The organism is Pseudomonas chlororaphis (genome assembly GCF_001921865.1).
GTDB classification, from domain to species: Bacteria; Pseudomonadota; Gammaproteobacteria; order Pseudomonadales; family Pseudomonadaceae; genus Aquipseudomonas; species Aquipseudomonas chlororaphis_D.
Genome location: NZ_MSCT01000025.1, coordinates 76,398 through 100,716 on the forward strand (window position 1 = coordinate 76,398; position 24,319 = coordinate 100,716).

Annotated in this window: 26 protein-coding genes; 12 read left to right on the plus strand and 14 right to left on the minus strand. The window is 64.2% G+C overall.

Annotation, left to right across the window (positions count from 1 at the left end):
* Positions 1 to 157: 157 nt before the first annotated feature.
* Together BTN82_RS29805 and BTN82_RS29810 are read right to left on the minus strand one after the other, a co-directional pair.
* Positions 158 to 616 carry an REP-associated tyrosine transposase gene (locus BTN82_RS29805; protein ID WP_075122581.1) on the minus strand — a complete coding sequence of 153 codons (459 nt, stop codon included), beginning with the start codon at positions 614 to 616 and terminating at the stop codon, positions 158 to 160.
* Positions 617 to 840: 224 nt separating this feature from the next.
* Positions 841 to 2,037 carry a class I SAM-dependent rRNA methyltransferase gene (locus tag BTN82_RS29810; protein ID WP_075122582.1) on the minus strand — a complete coding sequence of 399 codons (1,197 nt, stop codon included), beginning with the start codon at positions 2,035 to 2,037 and terminating at the stop codon, positions 841 to 843.
* 243 nt (positions 2,038 to 2,280) lie between these two features.
* On the opposite strand from BTN82_RS29810, the gene BTN82_RS29815 reads away from it, so the two are divergent.
* Both BTN82_RS29815 and mutM read left to right on the plus strand, forming a co-directional pair.
* Positions 2,281 to 3,093 carry an HDOD domain-containing protein gene (locus tag BTN82_RS29815; protein ID WP_186828476.1) on the plus strand — a complete coding sequence of 271 codons (813 nt, stop codon included), beginning with the start codon at positions 2,281 to 2,283 and terminating at the stop codon, positions 3,091 to 3,093.
* Between the two features lie 33 nt (positions 3,094 to 3,126).
* Entirely contained in the window at positions 3,127 to 3,939 is an 813-nt protein-coding gene (mutM, locus tag BTN82_RS29820; protein ID WP_075122584.1) for a bifunctional DNA-formamidopyrimidine glycosylase/DNA-(apurinic or apyrimidinic site) lyase, read from the plus strand.
* 107 nt (positions 3,940 to 4,046) lie between these two features.
* Here the strand turns inward: mutM and BTN82_RS29825 are convergent, their stop codons facing one another.
* The 5 genes from BTN82_RS29825 to BTN82_RS29845 all read right to left on the minus strand — a co-directional run bounded on the left by BTN82_RS29825 (position 4,047) and on the right by BTN82_RS29845 (position 8,795).
* Positions 4,047 to 4,298 (minus strand): YfhL family 4Fe-4S dicluster ferredoxin, encoded by a 252-nt coding sequence (locus BTN82_RS29825; protein ID WP_011064042.1) that lies wholly within the window; start codon positions 4,296 to 4,298, stop codon positions 4,047 to 4,049.
* A 159-nt stretch (positions 4,299 to 4,457) separates the two neighbouring features.
* Entirely contained in the window at positions 4,458 to 4,937 is a 480-nt protein-coding gene (coaD, locus tag BTN82_RS29830; protein ID WP_007953414.1) for a pantetheine-phosphate adenylyltransferase, read from the minus strand.
* 115 nt (positions 4,938 to 5,052) lie between these two features.
* Positions 5,053 to 6,648 carry a GMC family oxidoreductase gene (locus BTN82_RS29835; RefSeq protein ID WP_075122585.1) on the minus strand — a complete coding sequence of 532 codons (1,596 nt, stop codon included), beginning with the start codon at positions 6,646 to 6,648 and terminating at the stop codon, positions 5,053 to 5,055.
* A 143-nt stretch (positions 6,649 to 6,791) separates the two neighbouring features.
* On the minus strand, positions 6,792 to 7,337 hold the full coding sequence (locus BTN82_RS29840; protein ID WP_075122586.1) for a twin-arginine translocation pathway signal protein: 546 nt from the start codon (positions 7,335 to 7,337) through the stop codon (positions 6,792 to 6,794).
* Between the two features lie 27 nt (positions 7,338 to 7,364).
* Entirely contained in the window at positions 7,365 to 8,795 is a 1,431-nt protein-coding gene (locus tag BTN82_RS29845; RefSeq protein ID WP_075122587.1) for a coniferyl aldehyde dehydrogenase, read from the minus strand.
* Between the two features lie 147 nt (positions 8,796 to 8,942).
* Between BTN82_RS29845 and BTN82_RS29850 the strand changes: the two genes are divergently transcribed.
* Complete coding sequence (locus BTN82_RS29850; RefSeq protein WP_075122588.1) at positions 8,943 to 9,617, plus strand: TetR/AcrR family transcriptional regulator; 675 nt, start codon at positions 8,943 to 8,945, stop codon at positions 9,615 to 9,617.
* A 34-nt stretch (positions 9,618 to 9,651) separates the two neighbouring features.
* Positions 9,652 to 10,506 (plus strand): sulfurtransferase, encoded by an 855-nt coding sequence (locus BTN82_RS29855; RefSeq protein ID WP_075122589.1) that lies wholly within the window; start codon positions 9,652 to 9,654, stop codon positions 10,504 to 10,506.
* Between the two features lie 145 nt (positions 10,507 to 10,651).
* Here the strand turns inward: BTN82_RS29855 and BTN82_RS29860 are convergent, their stop codons facing one another.
* The 5 genes from BTN82_RS29860 to BTN82_RS29880 form a co-directional block, all read right to left on the minus strand.
* Positions 10,652 to 11,485 (minus strand): AraC family transcriptional regulator, encoded by an 834-nt coding sequence (locus BTN82_RS29860; RefSeq protein ID WP_075122590.1) that lies wholly within the window; start codon positions 11,483 to 11,485, stop codon positions 10,652 to 10,654.
* On the minus strand, positions 11,482 to 12,486 hold the full coding sequence (locus tag BTN82_RS29865) for a hydrolase (RefSeq protein ID WP_075122591.1): 1,005 nt from the start codon (positions 12,484 to 12,486) through the stop codon (positions 11,482 to 11,484). The genes BTN82_RS29860 and BTN82_RS29865 overlap by 4 nt, the downstream gene beginning before the upstream one ends.
* Positions 12,487 to 12,549: 63 nt before the next feature.
* The gene (rsmD, locus tag BTN82_RS29870; protein WP_075122592.1) at positions 12,550 to 13,170 is read right to left on the minus strand and encodes a 16S rRNA (guanine(966)-N(2))-methyltransferase RsmD; all 621 of its coding nucleotides are present in this window, start codon (positions 13,168 to 13,170) and stop codon (positions 12,550 to 12,552) included.
* A complete protein-coding gene (locus BTN82_RS29875) occupies positions 13,170 to 14,660 on the minus strand; it encodes a M16 family metallopeptidase (protein ID WP_075122593.1) in 1,491 nt (496 codons plus the stop codon). Before BTN82_RS29875 ends, rsmD begins: the two co-directional genes overlap by 1 nt.
* Positions 14,653 to 16,008, minus strand: coding sequence for a M16 family metallopeptidase (locus tag BTN82_RS29880; protein ID WP_075122594.1), 1,356 nt, complete (start codon positions 16,006 to 16,008; stop codon positions 14,653 to 14,655). Before BTN82_RS29880 ends, BTN82_RS29875 begins: the two co-directional genes overlap by 8 nt.
* 358 nt (positions 16,009 to 16,366) lie before the next feature.
* On the opposite strand from BTN82_RS29880, the gene ftsY reads away from it, so the two are divergent.
* The 4 genes from ftsY (at position 16,367) to rpoH (ending at position 20,595) form a co-directional block, all read left to right on the plus strand.
* Complete coding sequence (ftsY, locus tag BTN82_RS29885; protein WP_075122595.1) at positions 16,367 to 17,938, plus strand: signal recognition particle-docking protein FtsY; 1,572 nt, start codon at positions 16,367 to 16,369, stop codon at positions 17,936 to 17,938.
* Positions 17,935 to 18,606, plus strand: a complete 672-nt coding sequence (gene ftsE, locus BTN82_RS29890; RefSeq protein WP_003229148.1) for a cell division ATP-binding protein FtsE — start codon at positions 17,935 to 17,937, stop codon at positions 18,604 to 18,606. The genes ftsY and ftsE overlap by 4 nt, the downstream gene beginning before the upstream one ends.
* On the plus strand, positions 18,603 to 19,625 hold the full coding sequence (gene ftsX / locus BTN82_RS29895; protein WP_075122596.1) for a permease-like cell division protein FtsX: 1,023 nt from the start codon (positions 18,603 to 18,605) through the stop codon (positions 19,623 to 19,625). Before ftsE ends, ftsX begins: the two co-directional genes overlap by 4 nt.
* Positions 19,626 to 19,740: 115 nt before the next feature.
* Positions 19,741 to 20,595, plus strand: coding sequence for an RNA polymerase sigma factor RpoH (rpoH, locus tag BTN82_RS29900; RefSeq protein ID WP_075122597.1), 855 nt, complete (start codon positions 19,741 to 19,743; stop codon positions 20,593 to 20,595).
* A 136-nt stretch (positions 20,596 to 20,731) separates the two neighbouring features.
* Here the strand turns inward: rpoH and mtgA are convergent, their stop codons facing one another.
* Complete coding sequence (gene mtgA / locus BTN82_RS29905) at positions 20,732 to 21,454, minus strand: monofunctional biosynthetic peptidoglycan transglycosylase (protein WP_075122718.1); 723 nt, start codon at positions 21,452 to 21,454, stop codon at positions 20,732 to 20,734.
* Positions 21,455 to 21,527: 73 nt separating this feature from the next.
* On the opposite strand from mtgA, the gene BTN82_RS29910 reads away from it, so the two are divergent.
* The 4 genes from BTN82_RS29910 (at position 21,528) to trmB (ending at position 23,836) form a co-directional block, all read left to right on the plus strand.
* A complete protein-coding gene (locus tag BTN82_RS29910) occupies positions 21,528 to 21,899 on the plus strand; it encodes a DUF423 domain-containing protein (RefSeq protein WP_075122598.1) in 372 nt (123 codons plus the stop codon).
* A 79-nt stretch (positions 21,900 to 21,978) separates the two neighbouring features.
* On the plus strand, positions 21,979 to 22,179 hold the full coding sequence (gene thiS / locus BTN82_RS29915) for a sulfur carrier protein ThiS (protein WP_186828475.1): 201 nt from the start codon (positions 21,979 to 21,981) through the stop codon (positions 22,177 to 22,179).
* Positions 22,180 to 22,306: 127 nt separating this feature from the next.
* Positions 22,307 to 23,101: a thiazole synthase gene (locus BTN82_RS29920; protein ID WP_007921204.1), complete on the plus strand. Its 795-nt coding sequence runs from the start codon at positions 22,307 to 22,309 to the stop codon at positions 23,099 to 23,101.
* 9 nt (positions 23,102 to 23,110) lie between these two features.
* Positions 23,111 to 23,836 carry a tRNA (guanosine(46)-N7)-methyltransferase TrmB gene (trmB, locus tag BTN82_RS29925; RefSeq protein ID WP_075122599.1) on the plus strand — a complete coding sequence of 242 codons (726 nt, stop codon included), beginning with the start codon at positions 23,111 to 23,113 and terminating at the stop codon, positions 23,834 to 23,836.
* Positions 23,837 to 23,982: 146 nt separating this feature from the next.
* Here trmB and BTN82_RS29930 read toward each other — a convergent pair whose 3' ends face one another.
* The gene (locus tag BTN82_RS29930) at positions 23,983 to 24,306 is read right to left on the minus strand and encodes a DUF3392 domain-containing protein (protein ID WP_075122600.1); all 324 of its coding nucleotides are present in this window, start codon (positions 24,304 to 24,306) and stop codon (positions 23,983 to 23,985) included.
* Between the last annotated feature and the right edge of the window lie 13 nt (positions 24,307 to 24,319).

The window sequence follows — 24,319 nt, forward strand, 5'->3', positions numbered from 1 at the left end:
GCTGGCGCCAGGAAGGAATGCCGCGAATGACGGGCAGCACGAACACACAACCCCTGTAGGAGCGAGCTTGCTCGCGATAGCGGTACAGGGTGCGCCGCTGGATTTCAGCCTGGCGGCTGATCGCGAGCAAGCTCGCTCCTACAGGTTGATCGGTGCATCAGAACCAGATGGCATCCCAGAGCGGATAGTCGCCGATGCGCTGGGCCAGGCCTGCCCGCAACGGGTTGGCGATGAGGTAGCGGGCCATGGTTTTCAAATCCTCTTCGCGGCGCAAGGCACGGTCGAAGTAGCCTTTTTGCCAGACAGGTTCCGAGCTCTCCCGGGCCCGGTTGATGGCTCTGGCGCTGCGGGATTTGGTGCCTTGCATCAGCCGGGGCAAATCGCCGTTGTGCAGTTCGACCAGCCAGTGAAAGTAGTCGGGCATGACCACCCAGGCCAGTGAATTTGCTGCGTCCGTTTGTTGAGCGTGCCTGAATTCCTTGACCAGCAGACGGCCAATGCGCCAGTCGTGAAAGATCGGTTCGCGGTTTCGGGTGACAGCCGTGAGCAGGTAGATACGGCCCGGTTCCGCGTAGCGGCCAAGGCGCAGGCGGTGGGCATGGGGCAGGCTGGACATTCCGTTGTCCTCCTCGGTGGATGGAAGAGCAACGGTAAGTGCTGTGCAGAAGGTTGTCGTAGCGACAATGGGACGGGATGTAACTGTAGGAGCAGCCGGTCGACGTTCGATTGCTCGCGAAAAAAATATCAGGCACCGCGATCAGGCAGGGTGCACGCGTCATCGTTGACGTTTTTCGCGAGCAAGCTCGCTCCTACAGGGTTTTGTGTCGCGTTGTGTAGCGGTTAGCTATTAGGCAGCAACCGGCAGGTGATGCTCTTGATGTAGCGGGTTTCCGGGATGGCCGGGTGTACCGGGTGGTCCGGGCCCTGGCCGCCGCGTTCCAGCAGCTGGATATTGCGGTCCAGGTGACGGGCGCTGGTGAGCAGGATGTTCTGCAGGTCGTCTTCGGGCAGGTGCATCGAGCACGATGCGCTGACCAGGATGCCGTCCTTGGTCAGCAGGCGCATGGCCTGCTCGTTCAGGCGACGGTAGGCGCCTTCGCCGTTCTTCAGGTCTTTCTTGCGTTTGATGAAGGCGGGTGGGTCGGCCACGATCACGTCGAAACGCTCTTCGGCGGCCTTGAGTTCCTTCAGGGCCTCGAACACGTCGCCTTCGACACAGGTGACTTTCTCGGCGATGCCGTTGAGCGCGGCGTTACGCTCGACACCGTCGAGGGCAAAGCCCGAGGCATCGACGCAGAACACTTCGCTGGCGCCGAAGGCACCGGCCTGCACGCCCCAGCCGCCGATGTAGCTGAACAGGTCCAGCACGCGCTTGCCTTTGACATACGGCGCCAGGCGAGCGCGGTTCATGCGGTGGTCGTAGAACCAGCCGGTCTTCTGGCCTTCCATGACCGGCGCTTCGAACTTCACGCCGTTCTCTTCCAGGGCGACCCATTCCGGCACCAGGCCGAACACGGTCTCGACATAACGCTCGAGGCCTTCGGCGTCGCGCGCGGCTGAATCGTTCTTGAACAGGATGCCGCTTGGCTTGAGGACCTGGACCAGGGCGGCGATCACGTCGGCCTTGTGCTGTTCCATGGTCGCCGACGCCAATTGCACCACGAGGATGTCGCCGAAACGGTCGACCACCAGGCCTGGCAGCAGGTCGGAGTCGCCGTAGACCAGGCGATAGAACGGCTTGTCGAAGAGGCGCTCGCGCAGCGACAGGGCCACGTTCAGGCGGTGCACCAGCAGCGACTTGTCCAGCGCCAGCTTGGCGTCGCGCGACAACAGGCGGGCGCAGATCAGGTTGTTCGGGCTCATGGCGACGATGCCCAGCGGCTTGCCGCCGGCGGCTTCCAGCACTGCCTGGTCGCCTGCCTTGAAGCCGTGGAGTGGGGTGGCGGCTACATCGATTTCGTTGCTGTAGACCCACAGGTGGCCGGCGCGCAGGCGGCGATCGGCATTGGCTTTGAGGCGCAGGCTTGGCAGGGACATGACGTCGCTCCGAAAAAAAAGAGCGGGAGTATAACGTGTTGCGATCCTCCCGAGGCCGGCGAGTGGATATGCGGCGACAGGGCGAACCACGGGGGATGGGCGGTGGGGCACTGTTATAAAGTTCCTTTTCACTGGCCATGGGCGCCGCGTTAAGGGTTAGAATCGCCGCCTGACCCAGAGTGTGTACTTATGTCCCAAGAGCTTTCCGCCGAACAGATCCAGCAAGCCCTGCAAGGCATCAGCGTGCCGCCCCAACCGCAAATCATGGTGGATTTGCAGATGGAGCAGTACATGCCCGACCCGGACCTGGAAGTGATCGCGCGGCTGATCGCCCAGGACCCGGGGCTCTCCGGGGCCCTGCTGAAAATCGTCAACTCGCCGTACTACGGGCTGAGCAACAAGATCGCCTCGATCCAGCGCGCGGTGAACCTGCTGGGCAGCCGCTCGATCATCAACCTGATCAACGCGCAGTCGATCAAGGGCGAAATGAGCGACGAAACCATCGTCACCCTCAACCGTTTCTGGGACACCGCCCAGGACGTGGCGATGACCTGCCTGACCCTGGCCAAGCGCACCGGCTCGCAAGCGGTCGACGAAGCCTATGCCCTGGGGCTGTTCCACGATTGCGGCGTGCCGCTGATGCTCAAGCGCTTTCCCGATTACATGGCGGTGCTGGAAGAGGCCTATGGCAGCGCCGGCCCCGAAAGCCGTGTGGTGGATACGGAAAACCGCGCGTTCAACACCAACCATGCGGTGGTCGGTTATTACACGGCCAAGTCCTGGCGCCTGCCGGAGCATGTGACCAACGCCATCGCCAACCACCACAATGCCCTGGCGATCTTCAGCGACGAGTCGTCGCGCAACAGCCAGCTGAAGAACCTGCTGGCGATCCTGAAAATGGCCGAGCATATCTGCGCGTCTTATCGGGTCCTGGGCAACCAGGCCGAAGACCACGAATGGAATAGCATTGGCCACCTGATCCTCGATTATGTCGGCCTGTCCGACTACGACTTCGAGAACCTCAAGGAAACCGTGCGCGAACTGGGCGCGCGCTGAATCCCGGCCCTATAGAGAGCACACGAGGCGCAGATGCCTGAATTACCGGAAGTCGAAACCACCCGGCGCGGTATCGCGCCGCACCTGGAAGGCCAGCGCGTCAGCCGCGTGATCGTGCGCGACCGGCGCCTGCGCTGGCCGATTCCGGAGGACCTCGATGTGCGCCTGTCCGGGCAGCAGATCGTCAAGGTCGAGCGCCGCGCCAAGTACCTGCTGATCAATGCCGAGGTCGGCACGTTGATCAGCCACCTGGGCATGTCGGGCAACCTGCGCCTGGTGGAGGTCGGCCTGCCGGCGGCCAAGCACGAGCATGTCGATATCGAGCTGGAGTCCGGGCTGGCCCTGCGCTACACCGACCCGCGGCGTTTCGGCGCGATGCTCTGGAGTCTCGACCCGCTCAACCACGAACTGCTGGTCCGCCTGGGGCCGGAGCCTTTGACCGACCTGTTCGACGGCGAGCGCCTGTATCAGCTGTCGCGGGGGCGCTCGATGGCGGTCAAGCCGTTCATCATGGACAACGCGGTGGTGGTGGGGGTGGGCAATATCTATGCGACCGAAGCGCTGTTCGCCGCCGGCATCGACCCGCGTCGCGAAGCCAAGGGGATTTCCCGGGCGCGCTACCTGAAGCTGGCCATCGAGATCAAACGCATCCTGGCCGCGGCCATCGAGCGCGGCGGCACCACCCTGCGCGACTTTATCGGCGGCGACGGGCAGCCGGGATATTTCCAGCAGGAACTGTTCGTCTACGGGCGTGGCGGGGAACACTGCAAGGTCTGCGGCAGCGGGCTGCGGGAGGTCAAGCTGGGGCAGCGGGCGAGCGTTTTCTGCCCTAAGTGCCAGGGCTGAAAAGCATCGCGAGCAAGCTCGCTCCTACAAGGACGGCGTTGTACCTGTCGGTGTAGGAGCGAGCTTGCTCGCGATAGCGTCTGTACCGACGCCGCAAAACCATCGATTTACGCCTTGCCGGTGATCTTCCGGTACTTGGCCATCAACTCTTCTTCGGTTTCCGGGCGGGCTTCGTCCAGCGGGATGCAATCCACCGGGCAGACTTGCTGGCATTGCGGCTCGTCATAGTGGCCGACGCACTGGGTGCACAGGTTCGGGTCGATCACGTAGATCTCTTCGCCTTGAGAGATCGCGGCGTTCGGGCACTCGGGTTCGCAGACGTCGCAGTTGATGCAATCGTCGGTGATGATCAGGGACATGGGGCACTCCGGCCGGGGCGGCGGGCCCAGGCATTTGAAAAACCAAGGGCGCAATTGTGCCGTATTGACGAGCGCAGTGCACGCGGGCTCGATGGGAGGGGCGTTTGCGGGGCTTGTTGCGCGGGAGCTGGCGCAGGCCTGGCCAGCTCCCTCGAGGGGTTATTTCTTGAAGCGCAGGGTCAGGGCCTCGGCCACGGCCGGGTGCACGAACTTGCTGATATCGCCGCCCAGCGCCGCGATTTCCCGGACCAGGGTCGAGGAAATGAACGAGTAGCGCTCGGATGGCGTGAGGAACAGGCTTTCCACGTCCGGCGCCAACTGGCGGTTCATGTTGGCCAGCTGGAACTCGTATTCGAAGTCCGAAACCGCCCGCAGCCCCCGCAGGAACACATTGGCGTTCTGCTCCTTGGCGAAATGCGCCAGCAGCGTGGAGAAACCGACGACTTCAACGTTCGGCAGGTGCTTGGTGACCTCGCGAGCCAGTTCCACACGCTGTTCCAGGGGGAAAAGCGGGTTTTTCTTCGGGCTGGCGGCGACGGCGATGATCACATGATCGAACAGGCGCGAGGCGCGCTCGACCAGATCGCCATGGCCCTTGGTAATAGGGTCGAAGGTACCTGGGTACAACACTCGGTTCATCGCGTCGTCCTGGCGGGAATCCGTTGGGGAGTCGGATGGTATCGCAGCCTTTCCGGTGGGCCAAGTCGCCTGTAACGGAAGAAAGCCCTATAGACGACGAAAATAAGCGACTTTTTCATCCGGTTTTCAGCCGTTCGGCCAGGGCCGTGGCCAGTTGCGCGGTCAGGCCGTAGACCGACAATTGCGGATTGGCGCCAATGCTGGTGGGGAACAGCGAGCCGTCGTGGACCGACAGGTTGGTCAGTTGGTGATGGCGGCCCAGGCTGTCGGTGACGGCGTTCCTGGGGTCTTCGCCCATGGCGCAACCGCCCATCACATGGGCGCTGCCCAGGCGGGTGCGGTACAGCTCCAGGCTCAAGCCGTCGATCAGCGTCCGCGCCTCGCCCAGGGTTTTCACGTAGCGGGCATCGCTGTGCAGCGGCATCACCGCCTTGGCGCCGCCGGCGAACTGGATCTGCGCCATGCTGTGGAATGCCCGGCGCACGCCATCCCAGGCGTAGTCCGACACCTGATAGTCGAGCACGGGCGAGCCGTCGCCGCGCAGCTCCACGCTGCCGCCGGGGCTGTCGGGGTGAAAACCGTCGCGCAGCAGCGCGAGCATGGCGTGGGTGTGGGGCAGTTGCTGCATGTCCAGGGCGCTCTGCGGGCCGAAACCGCCGAGCAGGGTGGCGGCCAGCGCCGGTTGCAGCGGCGGCACTTCCAGCTTGTAGGACATTTTGCCGGTGGTGCCGTCCTGCCATTGGAAATGGTCGGAGTAGATCGACTGCGGCGCGCCGTAGAACGGGTTGATCACCTGGTCGAACTGCCCGGCGGAGAAATTCACCAGATGCAGGAAGGTGCGTTTGCCCAGGCGCTTGTGCGGGTCGGCCGCGTCGGAGCGCAGTAGCAGGGCCGGGCTGTTGATCCCGCCGCCGGCCAGCACGTAGTGCCGCGCCCTGACCTGGATGGTGCGCCCGGTGGGCGCCACGCAGCGCGGGTCCATGGCCAGGCATTGCAGGCTCTCGACCCGGTCGCCCTTGATCCGCAGGCGCTCGGCGCGGGCCAGGTACAACAGCTCGCCGCCTTTCTCCAGAGTCGCGGGAATGGTGGTGACCATCATCGATTGCTTGGCGTTGGTCGGGCAGCCCATGCCGCAATAGCCGAGGTTCCAGCAGCCGCGCACGTTGCGCGGGATCACGTGCCAGCTGTAGCCGAGTTTTTCGCAGCCGATGCGGATCACGTCGTTGTTGGCGTTGGGCGGCATGATCCACGGCGCGACGCCCAGGCGCTGTTCCATCTTCGCGAACCAGGGCGCCATCTCGGCCGGGCTGTGGCCCTTGACGTCGTGCTCGCGGGCCCAGTGTTCGAGGGTCGGGTCGGGCGTGCGGAAGCTGGAAGTCCAGTTGATCAGGGTGGTGCCGCCGACCGCGCGGCCTTGCAGGATGGTGATGGCGCCGTCCTTGCTCATGCGGCCGATGCCTTCCTGGTAGAGGCTGGCGTAGGCCTGGTCCTCGAGCATCTTGAAGTCGTCACTGGTCTTGAGCGGGCCTTCCTCGATCAGCAGCACCTTGTAGCCGGCGGCGCTGAGGATCTCGGCGGTGGTGCCGCCGCCCGCGCCGCTGCCGATGATCGCGACATCCGCTTCGAGGGTCAGGTCCTGCTGCAATTGTGAACCGTCGTAGGTTTTCCAGCCGCGGGCCAGGCCTTCGCGAAACAGATCGGGTACGGGCATATCAGGCGCTCTCTTGTTATGGATGTTGTGGCCGCCACCGTTCCTGTTGCGATCGGCTCCGCAGGAGACGCGCTCCTGAGGTCCTTGGCAGGTCCTTCGGACCTTATCGCAGCCTTCGGCAGCGGCTACAGAGTGAACAGTCTTCAGATTTTGGGTGGGCCGGGATAGCCGCAATGGGCCCAGGAGTCGGGGCATTTGTACCAGGCCATCATCACCAGTTGCAGCAGCGACGCGTGGCCCATGCGCAGCAGGCTGAGGGCGCTGTTCTGCCAGCGTTGGAGAAAATGCCGGATGTCCTCGGCGCTGGCATTTTCCCAACTGCCCCAGATGCCGGTCAGCGGACCGCGGGTGATGCCCATGCCCAGCACGTCGAACAACTGGCGGGTGAGCTTGAGCATTTCCGGCGACAGGTGATCGAGGCCGCGGTCCAGGCTGTTCAGGGTGGCGTCGACGGCGGCCGGCAGTTGCCCGGCGGCCACAGCGCCGTCGAGCATCACCGGGATCAGCGCCCGCAGAAACGGCAGGTCGCTGCTGCGCAGCACGACGAAGCCGCTGGCCGCGCTGCCGGACGAGCAGCCGCTGAGGCTGGCGCCGATGCCGGCAGTAGTCAGGAACGCGCTAGCGCACAGGCCGATTTTCAACAGCCCTCGGCGCGACAGGGCGGGTGCTACAGGCAGGCTGGGGTTCATTGTTGTTATTACCCGGCAATGGTCTGGTTAACGGATGAACAATTTCTGGATCAGTTTCTGGATCGGCTTGCCGTAGGGCGGGTAGATCAGGCGCGCGGCATTCAGGCGTTGCTTGCTCAGCACGCCCTTGGCCTTGCTGAAGGTCAGGAAGCCCTCGTGGCCGTGGTAATGGCCCATGCCCGAAGGGCCGACGCCGCCGAACGGCATGTCGTCCTGGGCCACGTGCAGCAGGGTGTCGTTGAGGCACACGCCGCCCGAGTGGGTTTCGTTGAGTACCCGGTTCTGCTCGGCCTTGTCGTAGCCGAAGTAGTAGAGCGCCAGGGGCCGCGGGCGCTGGTTGATGTAGGCGAAGGCCTGGTCGAGCCCGGTGTAGGGCACGATCGGTAGGATCGGGCCGAAAATCTCGTCCTGCATCACGATCATGTCGTCGCTGACATTGAGCATCAGGCTGTGGCCCATGCGCCGCTCCTGGTTTTCCTCGAACAGCGGGATCAGCAGCGCGCCCTTGCTGGTGGCGTCGCTGATATAGCTGTTCAGGCGCGCCAGCTGCCGCTGGTTGATGATCGCGGTGTAGTCGGGGTTGTCGACCAAGGTCGGGAAGAAACCGCGGACCACCTGGCGATAGGCGTCGACGAAGGCGCCGACCCGGTGTTCCGGGACCAGCACGTAGTCCGGGGCGACGCAGGTCTGGCCGGCATTCATGGTCTTGCCGAAGGCGATGCGCTCGGCGGCGTCCTTGAGCGGCACATCTTCGGAAACGATGGCCGGCGACTTGCCGCCCAGTTCCAGGGTCACCGGGGTCAGGTTTTCCGCCGCGGCGCGCATCACATGCTTGCCGATGCTGGTGGCGCCGGTGAACAGCAGGTGGTCGAAAGGCAGTTTCGAGAAGGCCATGCCCACTTCGGCTTCGCCCAGCACCACGGCCACCAGGTCTTCGGGGAACACCTTGGCCAGCAGGCGCTTGAGCAGCAGGCCGGTGGCGGGCGTGGATTCGCTGAGCTTGAGCAGCACCCGGTTGCCGGCGGCGAGCGCACCCACCAGCGGACCGATGGCCAGGTACAGCGGGTAGTTCCACGGCACGATCACCCCGACCACGCCCAGCGGCTGATAGACGACCTTGGCCGAGGCCGGCTGGAAGGCCGCGCCGACCTTGCGCCGCGAAGGTTTCATCCAGCCCTTGAGGTGTTTGCTGGCGTAATGGATGCCGTGCAGGCTGGGCATGATTTCCGCGAGCAGGGTTTCGTCGGCGCTGCGATGGCTGAAATCCTGGCTGATGGCGTCGACCAGGGCCTGGCGTTCGCTGGCCAGCAGTTCGCGCAGGCTCTTGAGCCATTGCTGGCGCTGGGCGGCCGGCGGCATGGGGTTGGCGGCGAAGGCCTGGCGCTGGGCGGCGAACAGGCTGTGCAGCTCGTCCAACTGTTGGTGGGCTTCCGGCAAGTAGGCGATTTCGGCAGACATGGGCAGCTCCGGTTTTTATTGGGGTGGGCGATTTTTAGAGTTTATGCTCTAAAATGTCAAATGACTTCCCGGGCCGGCTCTGATTTATCCCGTCGATGATAGGTCGTAAGATGCCGGGCAACGCCTTCTCGATTAAAGCCCACGCTCATGGCCCCACGCATAAAAACCCGCGAACGTATCGTCCAGAACAGCCTGGAGCTGTTCAACCAGCAAGGCGAGCGCAGTGTCAGCACCAACCACATTGCCGCCCACATGGAGATTTCGCCGGGCAACCTGTATTACCACTTCCCCAACAAGCAGGCGATCATCGCCGTGCTGTTCTGCGAATACGAGGCCCTGGTCGACAGCTTCCTGCGCCTGCCCCCGGACCGCGCCGTGACAGTGGAAGACAAGCGCTATTACCTGCAAGCGGTGTTGTCCGCCATGTGGCGCTATCGCTTCCTGCACCGCGACCTGGAACACCTGCTCGACAGCGACGCCGAGATGGCCGCGCGTTACCGGCGCTTCTCCCAGCGTTGCCTGATCCACGGCACGGCCATCTACACGGGGTTCGTCGAGGCCGGCATCCTCAAGATGGACAAGGTGCAGATCGAATCCCTGACCCTCAATGCCTGGATCATCCTCACGTCCTGGGTACGTTTCTTGTGCACCACTCGGGAAAACGCCACGCACCTGAGCGAAGAGGCCGTCAAACGCGGTGTGTATCAGGTGCTGGTGCTGGAAGCCGGGTTTGTCACCGATTCGGCGCGGGAGGCGGTCAGCGCGCTGTTCGACGAGTTTTACGTACCCCTGGGGCAAGCCCTGGAAGAAGTGCAGGCCTAGATCCCTTCAACCCCCTCGATTACCGGAGTCCGTCATGCCCATCGCGCAACTGATCAGCCCACCGCAATTGGCCGCTCGCCTGGAGCAGCCCGGGTTGGTGATTCTCGATTGTCGTTTTGCCCTGGAAGACCCGGATTACGGTCAGCGCAGCTATTCGGAGGGGCATCTGGCCGGCGCGCATTTCGCCGATCTGGAGCGCGACCTCAGCGGCCCGGTGGTCAAGGGCGTGACCGGCCGCCACCCGCTGCCGTCGCCGTCGGCGCTGATCGCGCGCCTGCAAGCCTGGGGCATCGACGCCGACAGTGACGTTGTGCTGTACGACGACGGCCCCGGCGCCTTTGCCGCCCGGGCCTGGTGGCTGCTGGCCTGGCTGGGCAAGCGCGACGGGGTGTTTATCCTCGATGGCGGCCTGAAAGCCTGGCACGCGGCAGGCCTGCCGTTGAGCCTGGATGCGCCGTCCGGCGTACCGGGGAATTTCACCGGACAGCCCGACCCAGCCTTGCTGTTGAGCGCCGAAGCGTTGCAAAAACGCCTTGGCCAGCCCGCGTTGACCCTGCTCGACGCACGCGCCCAGCCGCGCTTTCGCGGCGAAGTGGAGCCGATCGACCCGGTGGCCGGGCATATTCCCGGCGCGCAATGCGCAGCCTTTACCGACAACCTGGGCAGCGACGGCCGTTTCCTGCCGGCCGAGCAGCTCAGGCAGCGTTTTGCCGCGAAGCTGGGCACGCGTTCTCCCGCCGATCTGGTGGCGTACTGCGGTTCGGGCGTGACGGCCTGCCATAACCTGTTCGCCCTGTGTCTGGCCGGTTACCCCCTGGCCAGCCTGTATGCCGGCTCCTGGAGCGAATGGATCACCGATCCGCAACGCGCGGTGGCCACGGGCGACTGAGCCACGCCACCCGTCGTGACTCGTTGCAACTGTAGGAGCGAAGCTTGCTCGCGATCCGGTCTTCCAGACGCCGCGTACGGCCTGACGGACAGCGTTGCCGGGGGATTTTTCGCGAGCAAGCTTCGCTCCTACAGGAGGAGAGGCTTCAGCGTGACTGCCGGGCGCTGCGGTAGGCCGCCGGCCCCACGCCATAGACCTGCTTGAACTGCCGGCTCAGGTGGCTCTGGTCGGCGAAGCCCAGTTGGGTCGCCACTTCCAGCGGCAGGCAGCCGTCGCGCAGCAGGGCCCGGGCCTGGGCGATGCGTTGTTGCATCAGCCAGGTGTGCGGCGGCATGCCGGTGGCGCGGCGGAACACCCGGGCGAAATGAAAAGGCGAAAGGTTCACCGCCGCGGCCAGTTCTTCCAGGGACGGCGGGGCGGCCAGCTGTTCTTGCAACAGCTCCTTGGCGAGGAGAATCGCCCGGTGTTCCCGCCCGGGTTCGCCCGGTGCCTTGACCCCGGCATGGCGCCGCAGCAGCAGGAGCATCATTTCCCGCCACAGGGTCTGTTGTTGCAGGGCGGTGGCCGGACTCTCCAGCAACTGGTGCAACTGGCAGAAACCGCTGACCAGGTCCGGGTCGCGATACAGCGTGGCGCCGAAGGCCGGCAGGTTGTCGCAAGGCAGTTCCAGCTCGTCGAGCAAGGATAGGATCTGCCTGTTATCCGGATAGAACGCGCGGTACAACCAGCCGTCCTCGGTACCCTTGTGCCCGGTGTGCAGCTCGTCCGGGTTGATCAGCACCAGGGTGCCGCGCCCTGCCAGGTGCTCGGCGCCGCGGTAACGATAGCGCTGGGCGCCGGCCATGATCATGCCGATCACATAACCGTCATGCACGTGGGGCACGAAGCGATGCTCGATATACCGCGCGGCCAGCAACTCGACGCCGGCCAGGGGCGCGGTTTGCCAGAAACGGATCGACTCGCCCCGGTCGTCGTTCATCGCTGCTCGCCTTCCTGCCCGGACAACCACTGCGGGATACGGCGCTCCAGGTAGTAACCCGGGGTCTTCATCGAGCCCTCGACAAACCCTACGTGCCCGCCCTTGGCCTGCAACTCGAAATGGGTGCTGCTGGACAGCTCGCCGGCCTCCGGCAGGCTGTGGGGGAACACGAACGGATCGTCCGCGGCCTGGATAATCAGGGTCGGCGTACGGATTTCCCCGAGAAAATAGCGGCTTGAGGCGCGCCGGTAGTAGTCCTGGGCGTCGGCGAAACCGTTCAGCGGCGCGGTGACCCGGCCGTCGAAGTCCCAGAAAGTGCGCATCTTCTCCAGCGGGCCGAGCCGCTCCAGCACGGCCAGGCCTTCATGGCGCCCGTCGTGCTGGAACTGGCGCTGCTTGTCCTTGATATAAGCCAGCATCTCGCGCATGAAATGCGCCTGGTAGACCTTGGAAAAGCCCTGGCCGATACGGTCGGCGCACTGGTCCAGGCGAAACGGCACCGAGACCGCGACCGCGCCCTGCAATTGGCTGGCGCTGCCGCTTTCCCCCAGGTGCTTGAGCAAGACATTGCCGCCCAGGGAGTAACCCACGGCGAACAAGGGCGCCAGTGGGCGCTGGCGGCGCAGGTGGTCGATGGCGGCGGCCAGGTCTTCGCTGGCGCCCGAGTGGTAGCTGCGCGGCAGCAGGTTGGGTTCGCCCGAGCAGCCGCGCCAGTTCAGCGCCACGCTGGCCCAGCCGCGGTTCGCCAGGGCTTTTTGCAGACCGGCCACATAAGGCGAATTGGAGGAGCCGGTCAGGCCGTGCAGCACCAGCACCAGGGGGGCGGTAGCGGTGTGCGGGCCGTGCCAGTCGAGGTCGAGAAAGTCGCCGTCGTCGAGCCACAGGCGTTCGCGCTGGCGGTCGAGGTGCGTGGTCTTGCGCCACAGCGGGCCCCACAGGGTCTGCAGGTGCGGGTTGCCGAGGCCGAAGGCGGGAATGAAACGATCTGGCGAAGTAGGCACGGTGATTCTCGTCGCAGCGGTGCGTATCCCCGGTGGGCTACGCACTTTGTTCAGGCCGCTCGCTTAGCCGGCGATCTCTGCCATACGTTGCCACAACGAGTAGTACACCTGCCCGGATTTCTGCTCCCGGTGCAGGCGCCAGTTGGCCGGCAGGCCCAGAGTCGAAGGCGCGGTCTCGCTTTCGGTGTAGACCCAGGCGTCGTCGGCCAGCCAGCCGCGCTCTTCCAGCAGGGCGCAGGCGCTGGGCAGCAGGTTCTGATGGAACGGCGGGTCGAGGAAGACCAGGTCGAAGCGGTTGGCCGGCTGGGTTTCCAGGTAACGCAGGGCGTCGGCGGTCTGCACCTGGCCGACGGTGCAGCGCAGGGTGCCCAGGTGTTCGCGCAGGCGCGACACGGCCAGGTTGCTGGCATCCAGCGCCTGGCCCATGGCGGCGCCGCGGGACAGGGCTTCGAGAAACAGCGCGCCGCTGCCGGCGAACAGGTCCAGCACCTTGGCTCCTGGAACGTAGGGCGCCAGCCAGTTGAACAGGGTTTCGCGCACCCGGTCCGGCGTCGGGCGCAGGCCCGGCACATCGGGGAAGCTCAGGCGGCGGCTGCGCCATTCGCCGCCGATGATGCGCAACTGACCCACGCCGTTGTGCGTATTGTGGGCGGGTTTCTTGCTGTGGCGCGATGGGCTGGCCATTAGTGCTCCGGAACCCCGAGCGGCTGCTCGGCGGGTTTGTCAGTAGGGGCCGGCAACGGCTTTTGCGGCACGGTCGGACCGGCGGTGACGATCACCATCTTGTCCGTGCTCAGGTGTTTGTTCAGCACGTCGCGGACCTGTTCCACGGTCAGGTTCTGGGACTGCTGCATGAAGTCTTCAAGATAGCTCAGCGGCAGGTCGTAGAAGCCGATGGCGCCCAACTGGCCGACGATATCCGCGTTGCTGGCGGTGGCCAGCGGGAAGCTGCCAGCCAGCTCGCGCTTGGCGTCGTCGAGTTCTTTCTGGGTCGGCCCGGTCTTGAGGTAGTCGGCCAGCACGTCCTGCACCAGCTTGAGCGTGCCCTGGCTCATTTCGGCGCGGGTTTGCAGGCTGATCATGAACGGACCGCGGACCTGCATCGGGCTGAAGCCGGAGGAAACGCCGTAGGTCAGGCCGCGCTTCTCGCGCACTTCGCTCATCAGCCGGGTGCCGAAACCGCCGCCGCCGAGGATCTGGTTGCCCAGGGACAGCGCGGCGTAATCCGGGTCGTCGCGGTCGATGCCCAGTTGCGCCAGCAGCAGGGTGGTCTGGCTGGACGGGTACTCGATATGGCCGATGCTGGCCTGGGGCTCGCTTGGCTGGGGGATTTTCGCCAGCGCCGGGCCTTTTGGCAGGGCGGCGGAGACCTGGGCGGCAATCGCCTCGGCTTCGCTGCGCGAGAGGTCGCCCACCAGCGCGATCACCACGTTGCCGGCGGCATAGGCCTTGGCGTGGAACGCCCGCAGTTGGGCCAGGCTGATCGGCGGTACGCTCTGCGCGTTGCCGTCGGCGGAGTGGGCATAAGGGTGGTTGCCGTACAGGCGCTTCATCAGCTCCAGGCTCGCCAGCTTGCCGGGGCTCTGTTTCTCGTATTCGAAACCGGCGAGCATCTGGTTCTTGATGCGCTTCAGGGAGTCGGCGGGGAACGTCGGCTGGCCGATGACTTCGGTGAACAGTCGCAGGGCCGGCTCGCGTTTATCCGCGGCGCTCAGGCTGCGCAGCGAGACGATGGCCATGTCCTTGTAGGCACCGTTGCCGAAGTCGGCGCCCAGGCCCTCGAAACCTTCGGCGATCGCCCCGACATCCTTGCCGGCCACGCCTTCGTTGAGCATGGCGTTGGTCAACTGCGCCAGGCCCGGCGCGTCGCCGTCCTGGCTGCTGCCGGCGGCGAATGTCAGGCGCATGTCGAACATCGGCAACTCATGGGCCTCGACGAACAGCACCTTGGCGCCTTCGGCGGTGTTCCAGGTCTTGATATCGAGGCTGCGGTGGCCCGGGGCCTTGCCGTCGAGTTCGGCCAGGGACTGCAGTTTCTGGCTGCTCTTGGCGTTCTCCAGGGCCTGGCTGGCGTCGGAGTCGCCCGCGCGCAGCAGATAAAGGCCGGCCGCGACGATCAGGGCCACGAGTGCCAGGCCAAGCAGGACCGGGCTGGCGCCTTTGCGCTTACTCATGAGCGGACTCCTCAGGCAATACATGGGCAACGCTCAGGCGTTCGCGAGTGAAATAAGTACGGGCGGCCTTCTGGATGTCTTCAGGGGTCACGCTTTGCAATTCGGCAAGCTCGGTGTCCATGAGTTTCCAGGACAGACCGACGGTCTCCAGTTGGCCGATGGCGGTGGCCTGGCTGGTGATGGAGTCGCGCTCGTAGACCAGGCCGGCGATCACCTGGGCGCGCACGCGTTCCAGTTCCTCGGCGGTCGGCGGAGCGGCTTTCAGCTCCTCGAGCAGGCGCCACAGGCCGGCTTCGGCCTGGGCGACGGTTTTTTTCTTCTGGCTGTTGGGGATTGCCGAAAGCAGGAACAGGCTGTCACCCCGGGTGTAGGCGTCGAAACTCGACGCGCCGCCGGAAACCAGTTCTTCGCCGCGTTCCAGGCGCGTCGGGATGCGGGCGCTGTAGCCGCCGTCGAGCAGCGCGGCGATCAGGCGCAGGGCGTGCACCGAATGCTTGTCTTCGGCCGTGGCGATGCTCGGCACGTTGAAGGCCAGCATCACGCTCGGCAGCTGGGTCTTCACTCGCAGGGTGAGCTGTCGCTCGCCAGGTTCGGCCAGTTCCAGGGGGATCTTCGCCGCCGGCACGGCGCGCTGGGGAATGGCGCCGAAATAACGCTGGGCCAGGGTTTTCACTTCGTCCGGGGTGACGTCGCCGACCACCACCAGGGTGGCGTTGTTCGGCACGTACCAGGATTCGTACCAGTGGCGCAGTTCCTCGACCTTCATCCGATTGAGGTCGGCCATCCAGCCGATGGTCGGCGTGTGGTAGCCACTGGCCGGGTAGGCCATCGCCTTGAAGCGCTCGAAAGCCTTGGACATCGGCTTGTCGTCGGTGCGCAGGCGGCGCTCCTCCTTGATCACTTCGATTTCGCGGCTGAACTCGTCCGGCGGCAGGCGCAGGCTGGCCATGCGGTCGGCTTCCAGCTCGAAGGCCACGCCCAGGCGGTCGCGAGCCAGCACCTGGTAATAGGCGGTGTAGTCGTCGCTGGTGAAGGCGTTTTCTTCGGCGCCCAGGTCGCGCAGGATCAGCGAGGCTTCGCCGGGGCCGACCTTTTCGCTGCCCTTGAACATCATGTGTTCCAGGGCGTGGGACAAGCCGGTCTGGCCCGGGGTTTCATAGCTGGAGCCGACTTTGTACCAGATCTGGGAGACCACGACCGGGGCCCGATGGTCTTCCCGGACCACGACCTTGAGGCCGTTGTCGAGGGTGAATTCGTGGGTGGGTTGTGGATCGGCAGCCAGGGCTGAAAGGGGCAGACAAACCGTACTGAGCAGCAGGCCTGCGGCATGGCGGGCTAGAGCATTCATTCGTTTTTTAAACCTGTTGGGCTGCCCGCTGGTCTTAGCCTGCGCGGGCGAGGAGATGCTAGGATACTGATCCGTTTTACTGGCGGCCACGCCTATCAGGCCTTCGCAGATCAGAGTGTGCTTGAGCAGGTTGTATGGGTTTCCGGCAAGAAGTCTGGATTTACCAGCTAAACTTCGACTTTTCGCCGATTTTGCCGTTTCAGTCCTTTAGTAAAATCGATCTTTAGAGGTGCCGTTGGGCACTTCGACAAAATGTTGCGCGTGAACAAGCCAGCGGAAACGCAGTCTGTTCTGCATCGAATATTTATTTGCCGAGGCGCCTCAATGGCGCATCGCTACCTTGAGATAGCCGTCCTCCATGTTTGGTTCCAACGACGACAAGAAGACCCCAGCTGCGGCTGGCGAGAAGAAAGGCCTGTTCGGATGGCTGCGCAAAAAGCCGCAGGAAACCGTTGTCGAGCAGCCGTCAGTACCGGTTGAGCCTGCCCCGGCTCCTCTCGTGGAAGCGGCGCCGACCGCTGAAGTCGCGGCTCCCGTGGTATTGCCGATCGCCGAGCCGGTCCTGCAACCCCTGGTCGAACCGGCGCCCGAGCCGACCCCCGTTGCCGTGGCGGCTGCGCAGGCCGAACACAAGCCCTGGTTGACCCTGCCGGTGGCGGAAGAGCCAGTGGCCCTGGTCGAAGACGAACAAGCCCCGCACGTCACCCCGCCGATTCCGGCTGCGACCGATGTGCAGCAAGCCGCCAAGCTTTTGACCGCCGAGCCGGTACGCCACAGCGAAGCCCCCGAGGCCCAGGCGCTGCCCGAAGAAGATGACGTGCCGCAACCGGTGATTGCGGCCTTCGTGGAACCTGAGCCGGTCCGGGCACCTGAACCCGCGCCTGTTGTCGCAGCTCCAGTTGCTCCAGTTGCTCCAGTTGCTCCAGTTGCTCCAGTCGAGGTGGTCGAGGCGGTCGAGGCGCCTGCCGTCGTCGAAGCGCCCCGCGCCGAAGACAACAAAGTCGGTTTCTTCGCCCGCCTCAAGCAGGGCCTGTCCAAGACCAGCGCCAGCATCGGCGAAGGCATGGCCAGTCTGTTCCTGGGCAAGAAGACCATCGACGACGAGTTGCTGGAAGACATCGAAACCCGCCTGTTGACCGCCGACGTGGGCGTGGAAGCCACCGCGGTGATTATTCAGAACCTGACCCAGAAGGTTGCGCGCAAGCAGCTGACCGACGTCGACGCGCTGTACAAGTCGCTGCAGGCCGAGCTGGCGAGCATGCTCAAGCCCGTGGAGCAGCCGCTGCAGATCGCTTCGCAGACCAAGCCGTTCGTGATTCTGGTGGTCGGCGTCAACGGCGCCGGCAAGACCACCACCATCGGCAAGCTGGCCAAGAAGCTGCAGCTCGAAGGCAAGAAAGTCATGCTGGCCGCGGGCGACACCTTCCGCGCCGCCGCCGTGGAGCAGTTGCAGGTCTGGGGCGAGCGCAACAAGATCCCGGTGATCGCCCAGCACACTGGCGCCGATTCGGCCTCGGTGATCTTCGATGCCGTGCAGGCCGCCAAGGCCCGTGGCATCGACGTGCTGATCGCTGACACCGCCGGTCGCCTGCACACCAAAGACAACCTGATGGAAGAGCTGAAGAAGGTTCGCCGGGTGATCGGCAAGCTCGACGCCGACGCGCCGCACGAAGTGCTGCTGGTGCTCGATGCCGGCACTGGCCAGAACGCCATCAACCAGGCCAAGCAGTTCAACCAGACGGTCGAGTTGACCGGCCTGGCCCTGACCAAGCTCGACGGCACCGCCAAGGGCGGGGTGATCTTCGCCCTGGCCAAGCAGTTCGGCCTGCCGATCCGCTACATCGGCGTCGGCGAAGGCATCGACGACCTGCGTACCTTTGAGGCCGAACCCTTTGTCCAGGCACTGTTTGCCGAGCGGGAGCGTTCATGATTCGTTTCGAACAGGTCGGTAAGCGTTACCCGAACGGCCATGTCGGCCTGCACGAGCTGAGCTTTCGCGTGCGTCGCGGCGAGTTCCTGTTCGTCACCGGGCATTCCGGCGCCGGCAAGTCCACGCTGCTGCGGTTGCTGCTGGCCATGGAGCGCCCGACCAGCGGCAAGCTGCTGTTGGCCGGCCAGGACCTGAGCACCATCAGCAACGCGCAGATCCCGTTTCTGCGGCGGCAGATCGGCGTGGTGTTCCAGAACCACCAACTGCTGTTCGATCGCACCGTGTTCAACAATGTTGCCTTGCCGCTACAGATTCTCGGCCTGTCCAAGGCTGAAATCGCCAAGCGCGTGGACTCGGCCCTGGAGCGCGTGGCGCTCTCGGACAAGACCGACCTCTACCCGGGCGACCTGTCCACCGGCCAGCAACAGCGTGTCGGCATTGCTCGCGCCATCGTGCACCGTCCGGCCTTGCTGCTGGCGGACGAACCCACCGGTAACCTCGACCCGCGTCTGGCGGCGGAAATCATGGGCGTATTCGAAGACATCAACCGTTTGGGCACCAGCGTGCTGATCGCCAGCCACGACCTGGCGCTGATTGCGCGCATGCGCCACCGCATGCTGACCCTGCAGCGCGGCCGATTGATCGGCGACGGGGAGGCTGGCGTATGAGTGCGACCCGCAGCCCTAAAGTGGCCGAACGCGTGGCTCCGAAGGCTTCCGAGCAGCCGCCGCCGAAGAAAAAACGCGACGAAGACGACGGCCCGGATTTCGGCACCCTGTTGCACGCCTGGATCGAAAACCACCGTGCCAGCCTGCTGGACAGCCTGCGCCGCCTGGGCAAGCAGCCGATCGGCAGCTTCTTCACTTGCCTGGTGATGGCCGTGGCCCTGAGTTTGCCGATGGGTTTGTCGCTGCTGCTCAGTAATGTCGAACGCCTGGGCGGCTCCTGGCAGCGGGCGGCGCAGATCTCCCTCTATCTGGAACTCAACGCCAGCGCTACCGAGGGCGAGAGCCTGAGCGAGCAGATCAAGGCCATGCCGGGTGTGGCGGACGCCGAGTTCATCAGCAAGGACAAGGCCCTGGACGAGTTCCAGCAGCAGTCCGGGCTGGGCGAGGCACTCAAGGAGTTGCCGCAGAATCCGCTGCCGGGCGTGGTCCTGGTCACGCCGAACGAAGTGGACAAGGCTACCCTGGAAGCCTTGCGCCAGCGCCTGGCAGAAATGCCCAAGGTGCAGCAAGCGCAACTGGACCTAGTGTGGGTTGAGCGTCTGGCGGCGATCCTCAAGCTGGGCGACCGGTTTGTCTTCGGCCTGACGGTGCTGCTGGTTTCTGCATTACTTTTGGTGATAGGCAATACCATTCGTCTTCATATTGAAAACCGCCGCACAGAGATAGAAGTGATTAAACTCGTCGGCGGCACGGACAGTTATGTACGGCGTCCCTTCCTTTATATGGGCGCCTTGTATGGCTTCGGTGCGGGGATTCTGTCCTGGGGCGTCCTGGCGTTCGGCCTCAACTGGCTGAACGATGCGGTAGTGGGGCTGGCCGGCTTGTACGGCAGCGATTTCGCCCTGGCCGGGGTGCCGGTTGCCGATGGTCTGTCGCTCTTGCTTGGCGCGGTGTTGTTGGGGTATATCGGTGCGTGGATTGCGGTCGCCCGCCACTTGCGGGAGCTGGCGCCGAAATAGTGTCTTTTTGCTTGTATTGACCTTTCGTTATTTTTGGGAACTTGTTTTGCGGTTCCCGGTCAATTTTCAGCAGTGCTGAATAAGCACGAGTTATGTGAGTCGGAGGTTTTTTCGTATGACCACTTCTTTGCAACCTGCATATGCCTTGGTCCCGGGTGCGAACCTGGAGGCCTATGTGCACACGGTGAACAGCATTCCATTGCTGACGCCCGAGCAGGAGCGTGAACTGGCCGAGAGTCTCTACTATGAGCAGGATCTTGAGGCGGCTCGGCAGATGGTGCTCGCCCACCTGCGTTTTGTCGTACATATCGCCCGTAGCTATTCCGGCTACGGTCTGGCCCAGGCCGACCTGATCCAGGAAGGCAATGTCGGGTTGATGAAGGCTGTAAAACGTTTCAACCCGGAAATGGGCGTGCGTCTGGTTTCGTTCGCCGTGCACTGGATCAAGGCGGAAATCCACGAGTTCATCCTGCGCAACTGGCGCATTGTGAAAGTCGCGACCACCAAGGCCCAGCGCAAGCTGTTCTTCAACCTGCGCAGCCAGAAAAAACGCCTGGCCTGGTTGAACAACGAGGAAGTCCACCGCGTGGCCGAAAGCCTCGGCGTGGAGCCACGCGAAGTGCGCGAGATGGAAAGCCGCCTGACCGGCCATGACATGGCCTTCGACCCAGCCGCCGAAGCGGATGACGACAGCGCGTTCCAATCGCCGGCCAACTACCTGGAAGACCACCGGTACGATCCGGCGCGTCAACTGGAAGACGCCGACTGGACCGACAACTCCACCAGCAGCCTGCACGAGGCCCTGGAAGTGTTGGACGACCGCAGCCGCGACATCCTCTATCAGCGCTGGCTGGCGGAAGAGAAAGCCACGCTGCACGACCTGGCGCAGAAGTACAACGTCTCGGCCGAGCGTATCCGTCAGCTCGAGAAGAGCGCGATGAACAAGCTCAAGCTGTCGATTGCGGCCTGATACACCGCGCAATAAAAAACGCCCCGATCTCTTGATCGGGGCGTTTTTGTTTGGGAGCTCCATCGCGAGCAAGCTCGCTCCTACAAAGAGTGTGCAATACCTGTAGGAGCGAGCTTGCTCGCGAAAAGAGTGCGGATCACTGCGCCCACAGCGCCTTGCGCGAATCGTTCAGGCCGATCAGGTAACTGTCCCCGCCCAACTGGCTCATCTGCCGACGGATCCAGCCGGCCCGCTGCGCGACGTAAACGCTGGGGTGGCTGGCGCTCCAGACCCGCGGGTTGGGCAGGACCGCGGCCAGCAGGCTGGCCTGTTGCCGCGACAGCGCGCCGGCGCTGACGCCGAAGTGATGCCGCGCCGCGGCCTCGGCGCCGAATACGCCTTCGTCCCACTCGACGCTGTTGAGATAGACCTCGAGAATTCGCTGCTTGGGCCAGAAGATCTCGATCAGGCCGGTGAACCAGGCCTCCAGCCCTTTGCGCAGCCAACTGCGTCCGGACCACAGGAACAGGTTTTTCGCCACCTGCTGGCTCAAGGTGCTGGCGCCGCGAATCGAGCCGCCGCGCTCGTTATGGGCGAAGGCGGCCTGGATCGCGCCGATGTCGAAGCCCCAATGCTCGGGGAACTTCTGGTCTTCGCCGGCGATGACCGCCACCTTCAGGTCGTCGGAGATTTCGTCCCAGGGTTTCCAGCTGCGCTGCAGGTCGATGGGCTCGCCGTCTATCCAGGATTCGACCTTGCGTTCGACCATCAGGGCCGTGCCCGGAGGCGGCACGATGCGAAACAGCAGCACCAGCAAGACGCTGCCGACCACGAACCAGAGCAGGGCTTTAGAGAAACGACGGAAAAGTAAACGCAGCATAGAGATGGCTTGGCCGAACCCGTTGAGCGGGCCATTATACAGACCCGCCCGACGATTCTGACTGGAGTTCCTCATGCTGCGTGGCTTCCTGATGCTGGCCGCCTTTTTCGGTTTTACCGGCGTTGCCCTGGGGGCATTCGCCGCCCACGGCCTGAAAAATCGCCTGAGCGCCGAATACCTGGCAATTTTCCATACCGGCGTCACCTACCAGTTGGTGCACACCCTGGCGCTGCTGGGCGTGGCGTTGCTGGCCACGCAAATTCCCGGCCGCCTGGTGACCTGGGCCGGCGCTTCGTTTGCCCTCGGTATCCTGCTGTTTTCCGGCAGCCTCTATGTGCTGACCCTGAGCGGTATCGGCAAGCTGGGCATCATCACGCCCATCGGCGGCCTGGCCTTTCTCGTCGGTTGGTTGTGCCTGGGGCTCGCCGCCTGGCGGTTGAGCTGACCGCTTGACGCTTGTAGCTGACCTTTAGGTCATGATCGGGCTAGAATGCTGGCCCCTAAAAATGATGGCGGCATCCGGCATGCGCATTCAGTTGAACGGCGAATCCTTTGAACTGCCCGACGGCGAGACCGTCGCGGCCCTGCTGACCCGTCTGGACCTGACCGGACGCCGGATCGCGGTCGAGCTCAACCTGGATATCGTTCCACGCAGCCAACATGCCGAGACCGCCCTCAGCGAAGGCGATCAGGTCGAAGTTGTCCACGCCATCGGCGGCGGCTAGGCACTGGCCTCAAGCGCGCTGCCGATCATCGCCGCAGCGCCCAGGTCCGGCCCCGGACCAAGGCCCGCCAGTACCTCGGGCCCGATAAAGAATTCTGCAAGAACCTCACCCCAACAGAGGATTTCCGATGAGCAACGTTCGTAGTGACAAGCCTTTCGTCCTGGCCGGTCGGACGTACCAATCGCGTTTGCTGGTAGGTACCGGCAAGTACCGTGATATGGAAGAAACCCGCCTGGCCATCGAGGCCTCGGGCGCCGAGATCGTCACCGTCGCCGTGCGCCGGACCAATATCGGCCAGAACCCGGGCGAACCGAACCTGCTGGATATCCTGCCGCCGGATCGCTACACCATCCTGCCGAACACCGCCGGTTGCTACGACGCGGTCGAGGCCGTGCGCACCTGCCGCCTGGCCCGCGAGCTGCTCGACGGCCACAACCTGGTGAAACTGGAAGTGCTGGCCGACCAGAAAACCCTGTTCCCCAACGTGCTGGAAACTCTCAAGGCCGCCGAAGTGCTGGTCAAGGAAGGTTTCGACGTGATGGTGTACACCAGCGACGACCCGATCATTGCTCGCCAACTGGCGGAAATGGGCTGCATCGCGGTCATGCCGCTGGCCGGCCTGATCGGTACTGGCCTTGGGATCTGCAACCCGTACAACCTGCAGATCATCCTTGAAGAAGCCAAGGTCCCGGTGTTGGTGGATGCCGGTGTCGGCACCGCCTCCGACGCCACCATCGCCATGGAACTGGGCTGCGAGGCGGTGCTGATGAACTCGGCCATCGCTCACGCGCAACAACCGGTGCTGATGGCCGAAGCCATGAAGCACGCCATTGTCGCAGGCCGCCTGGCGTACCTCGCCGGCCGCATGCCGAAGAAACTCTATGCCAGCGCCTCCTCGCCGCTGGATGGTCTGATCAAGTAAGAGCCATTGATGACTGAATCGAACGACACGCCGCTCCAGCCGGAAGCGGGCGACGAGCGCCAACACCGCCGTATCAAGAGTTTCGTGATGCGCGCCGGGCGCATGACCGAAGGCCAGCAGCGCGGCCTGGACCAGGGCACGCCGCTGTACGTGCTGCCCCTGGCCGACGCACCGGTGGATTACGACCAGGTGTTCGGCCGCTCGGCGCCGCGCTCCCTGGAAATCGGCTTCGGCATGGGGCATTCGCTGCTGGAAATGGCCGCGGCCGCGCCGGAGCAGGATTTCATCGGTGTGGAAGTGCACCGTCCGGGTGTCGGCGCGCTGCTCAACGGCGTGCTGACCCAGGGCCTGACCAACCTGCGGGTCTACGATTGCGACGCGATCGAAGTGCTCAACCGCTGCATCGCCGATAACAGCCTGGACCGCCTGATGCTGTTTTTCCCCGATCCGTGGCACAAGAGCCGGCACCACAAGCGGCGTATCGTCCAGGCGTCCTTCGCCGAGCTGGTGCGCAGCAAGCTGAAGGTCGGCGGCATTCTGCACATGGCCACCGACTGGGAGCCGTACGCCGAGTACATGCTGGAAGTGATGAATGTCGCACCGGGTTACCGCAACCTGGCCGAAGACGGCCAATGCGTGCCGCGCCCAGCCGAACGGCCGATCACCAAGTTCGAGCGCCGCGGCGAGCGTCTCGGCCATGGCGTGTGGGACCTGAAGTTCGAAAAGCAGGCTTGAGCTGTAGCGAGCTTGTTTACGATCAACCGTCAGGCTGAAAGATAGCGGTAGTCGTTAAACCGCTATCGCGAGCAAGCTTCGCTCCTACAGGGAATTCGCAGGTCTGTAGGAGCGAGCTTGCTCGCGATTGGCCATTAAGGCCGGGATCAGCGGCGGTCGGCGACCACGCCGATCAGCACCAGCACCACCAGCAGCACGGGCGCCAGGCTGTAGTTGTTGAACTGGCTCAGCCCGCGGACGATCCACGGCGTGGCATAGATCAGCGCAGCGCCGCTGCCGATCATGCACAGCAACGCCATCATCGGTACGCGCAAGGCGCCGGCGAGGTTGCCCAGGCGTGCTTCGACCCAGCCTTTGATATCTGCGCCGAACAGCACCAGCAGGCAGCCCACCAGGGCCAGGGAGATTTCCGAAAGGTTGCTGCGGCTCCAGCGGGACACGGTGGCGAGCAGGTCGAGTATCAAATCCATGCGTTTTCCCTTA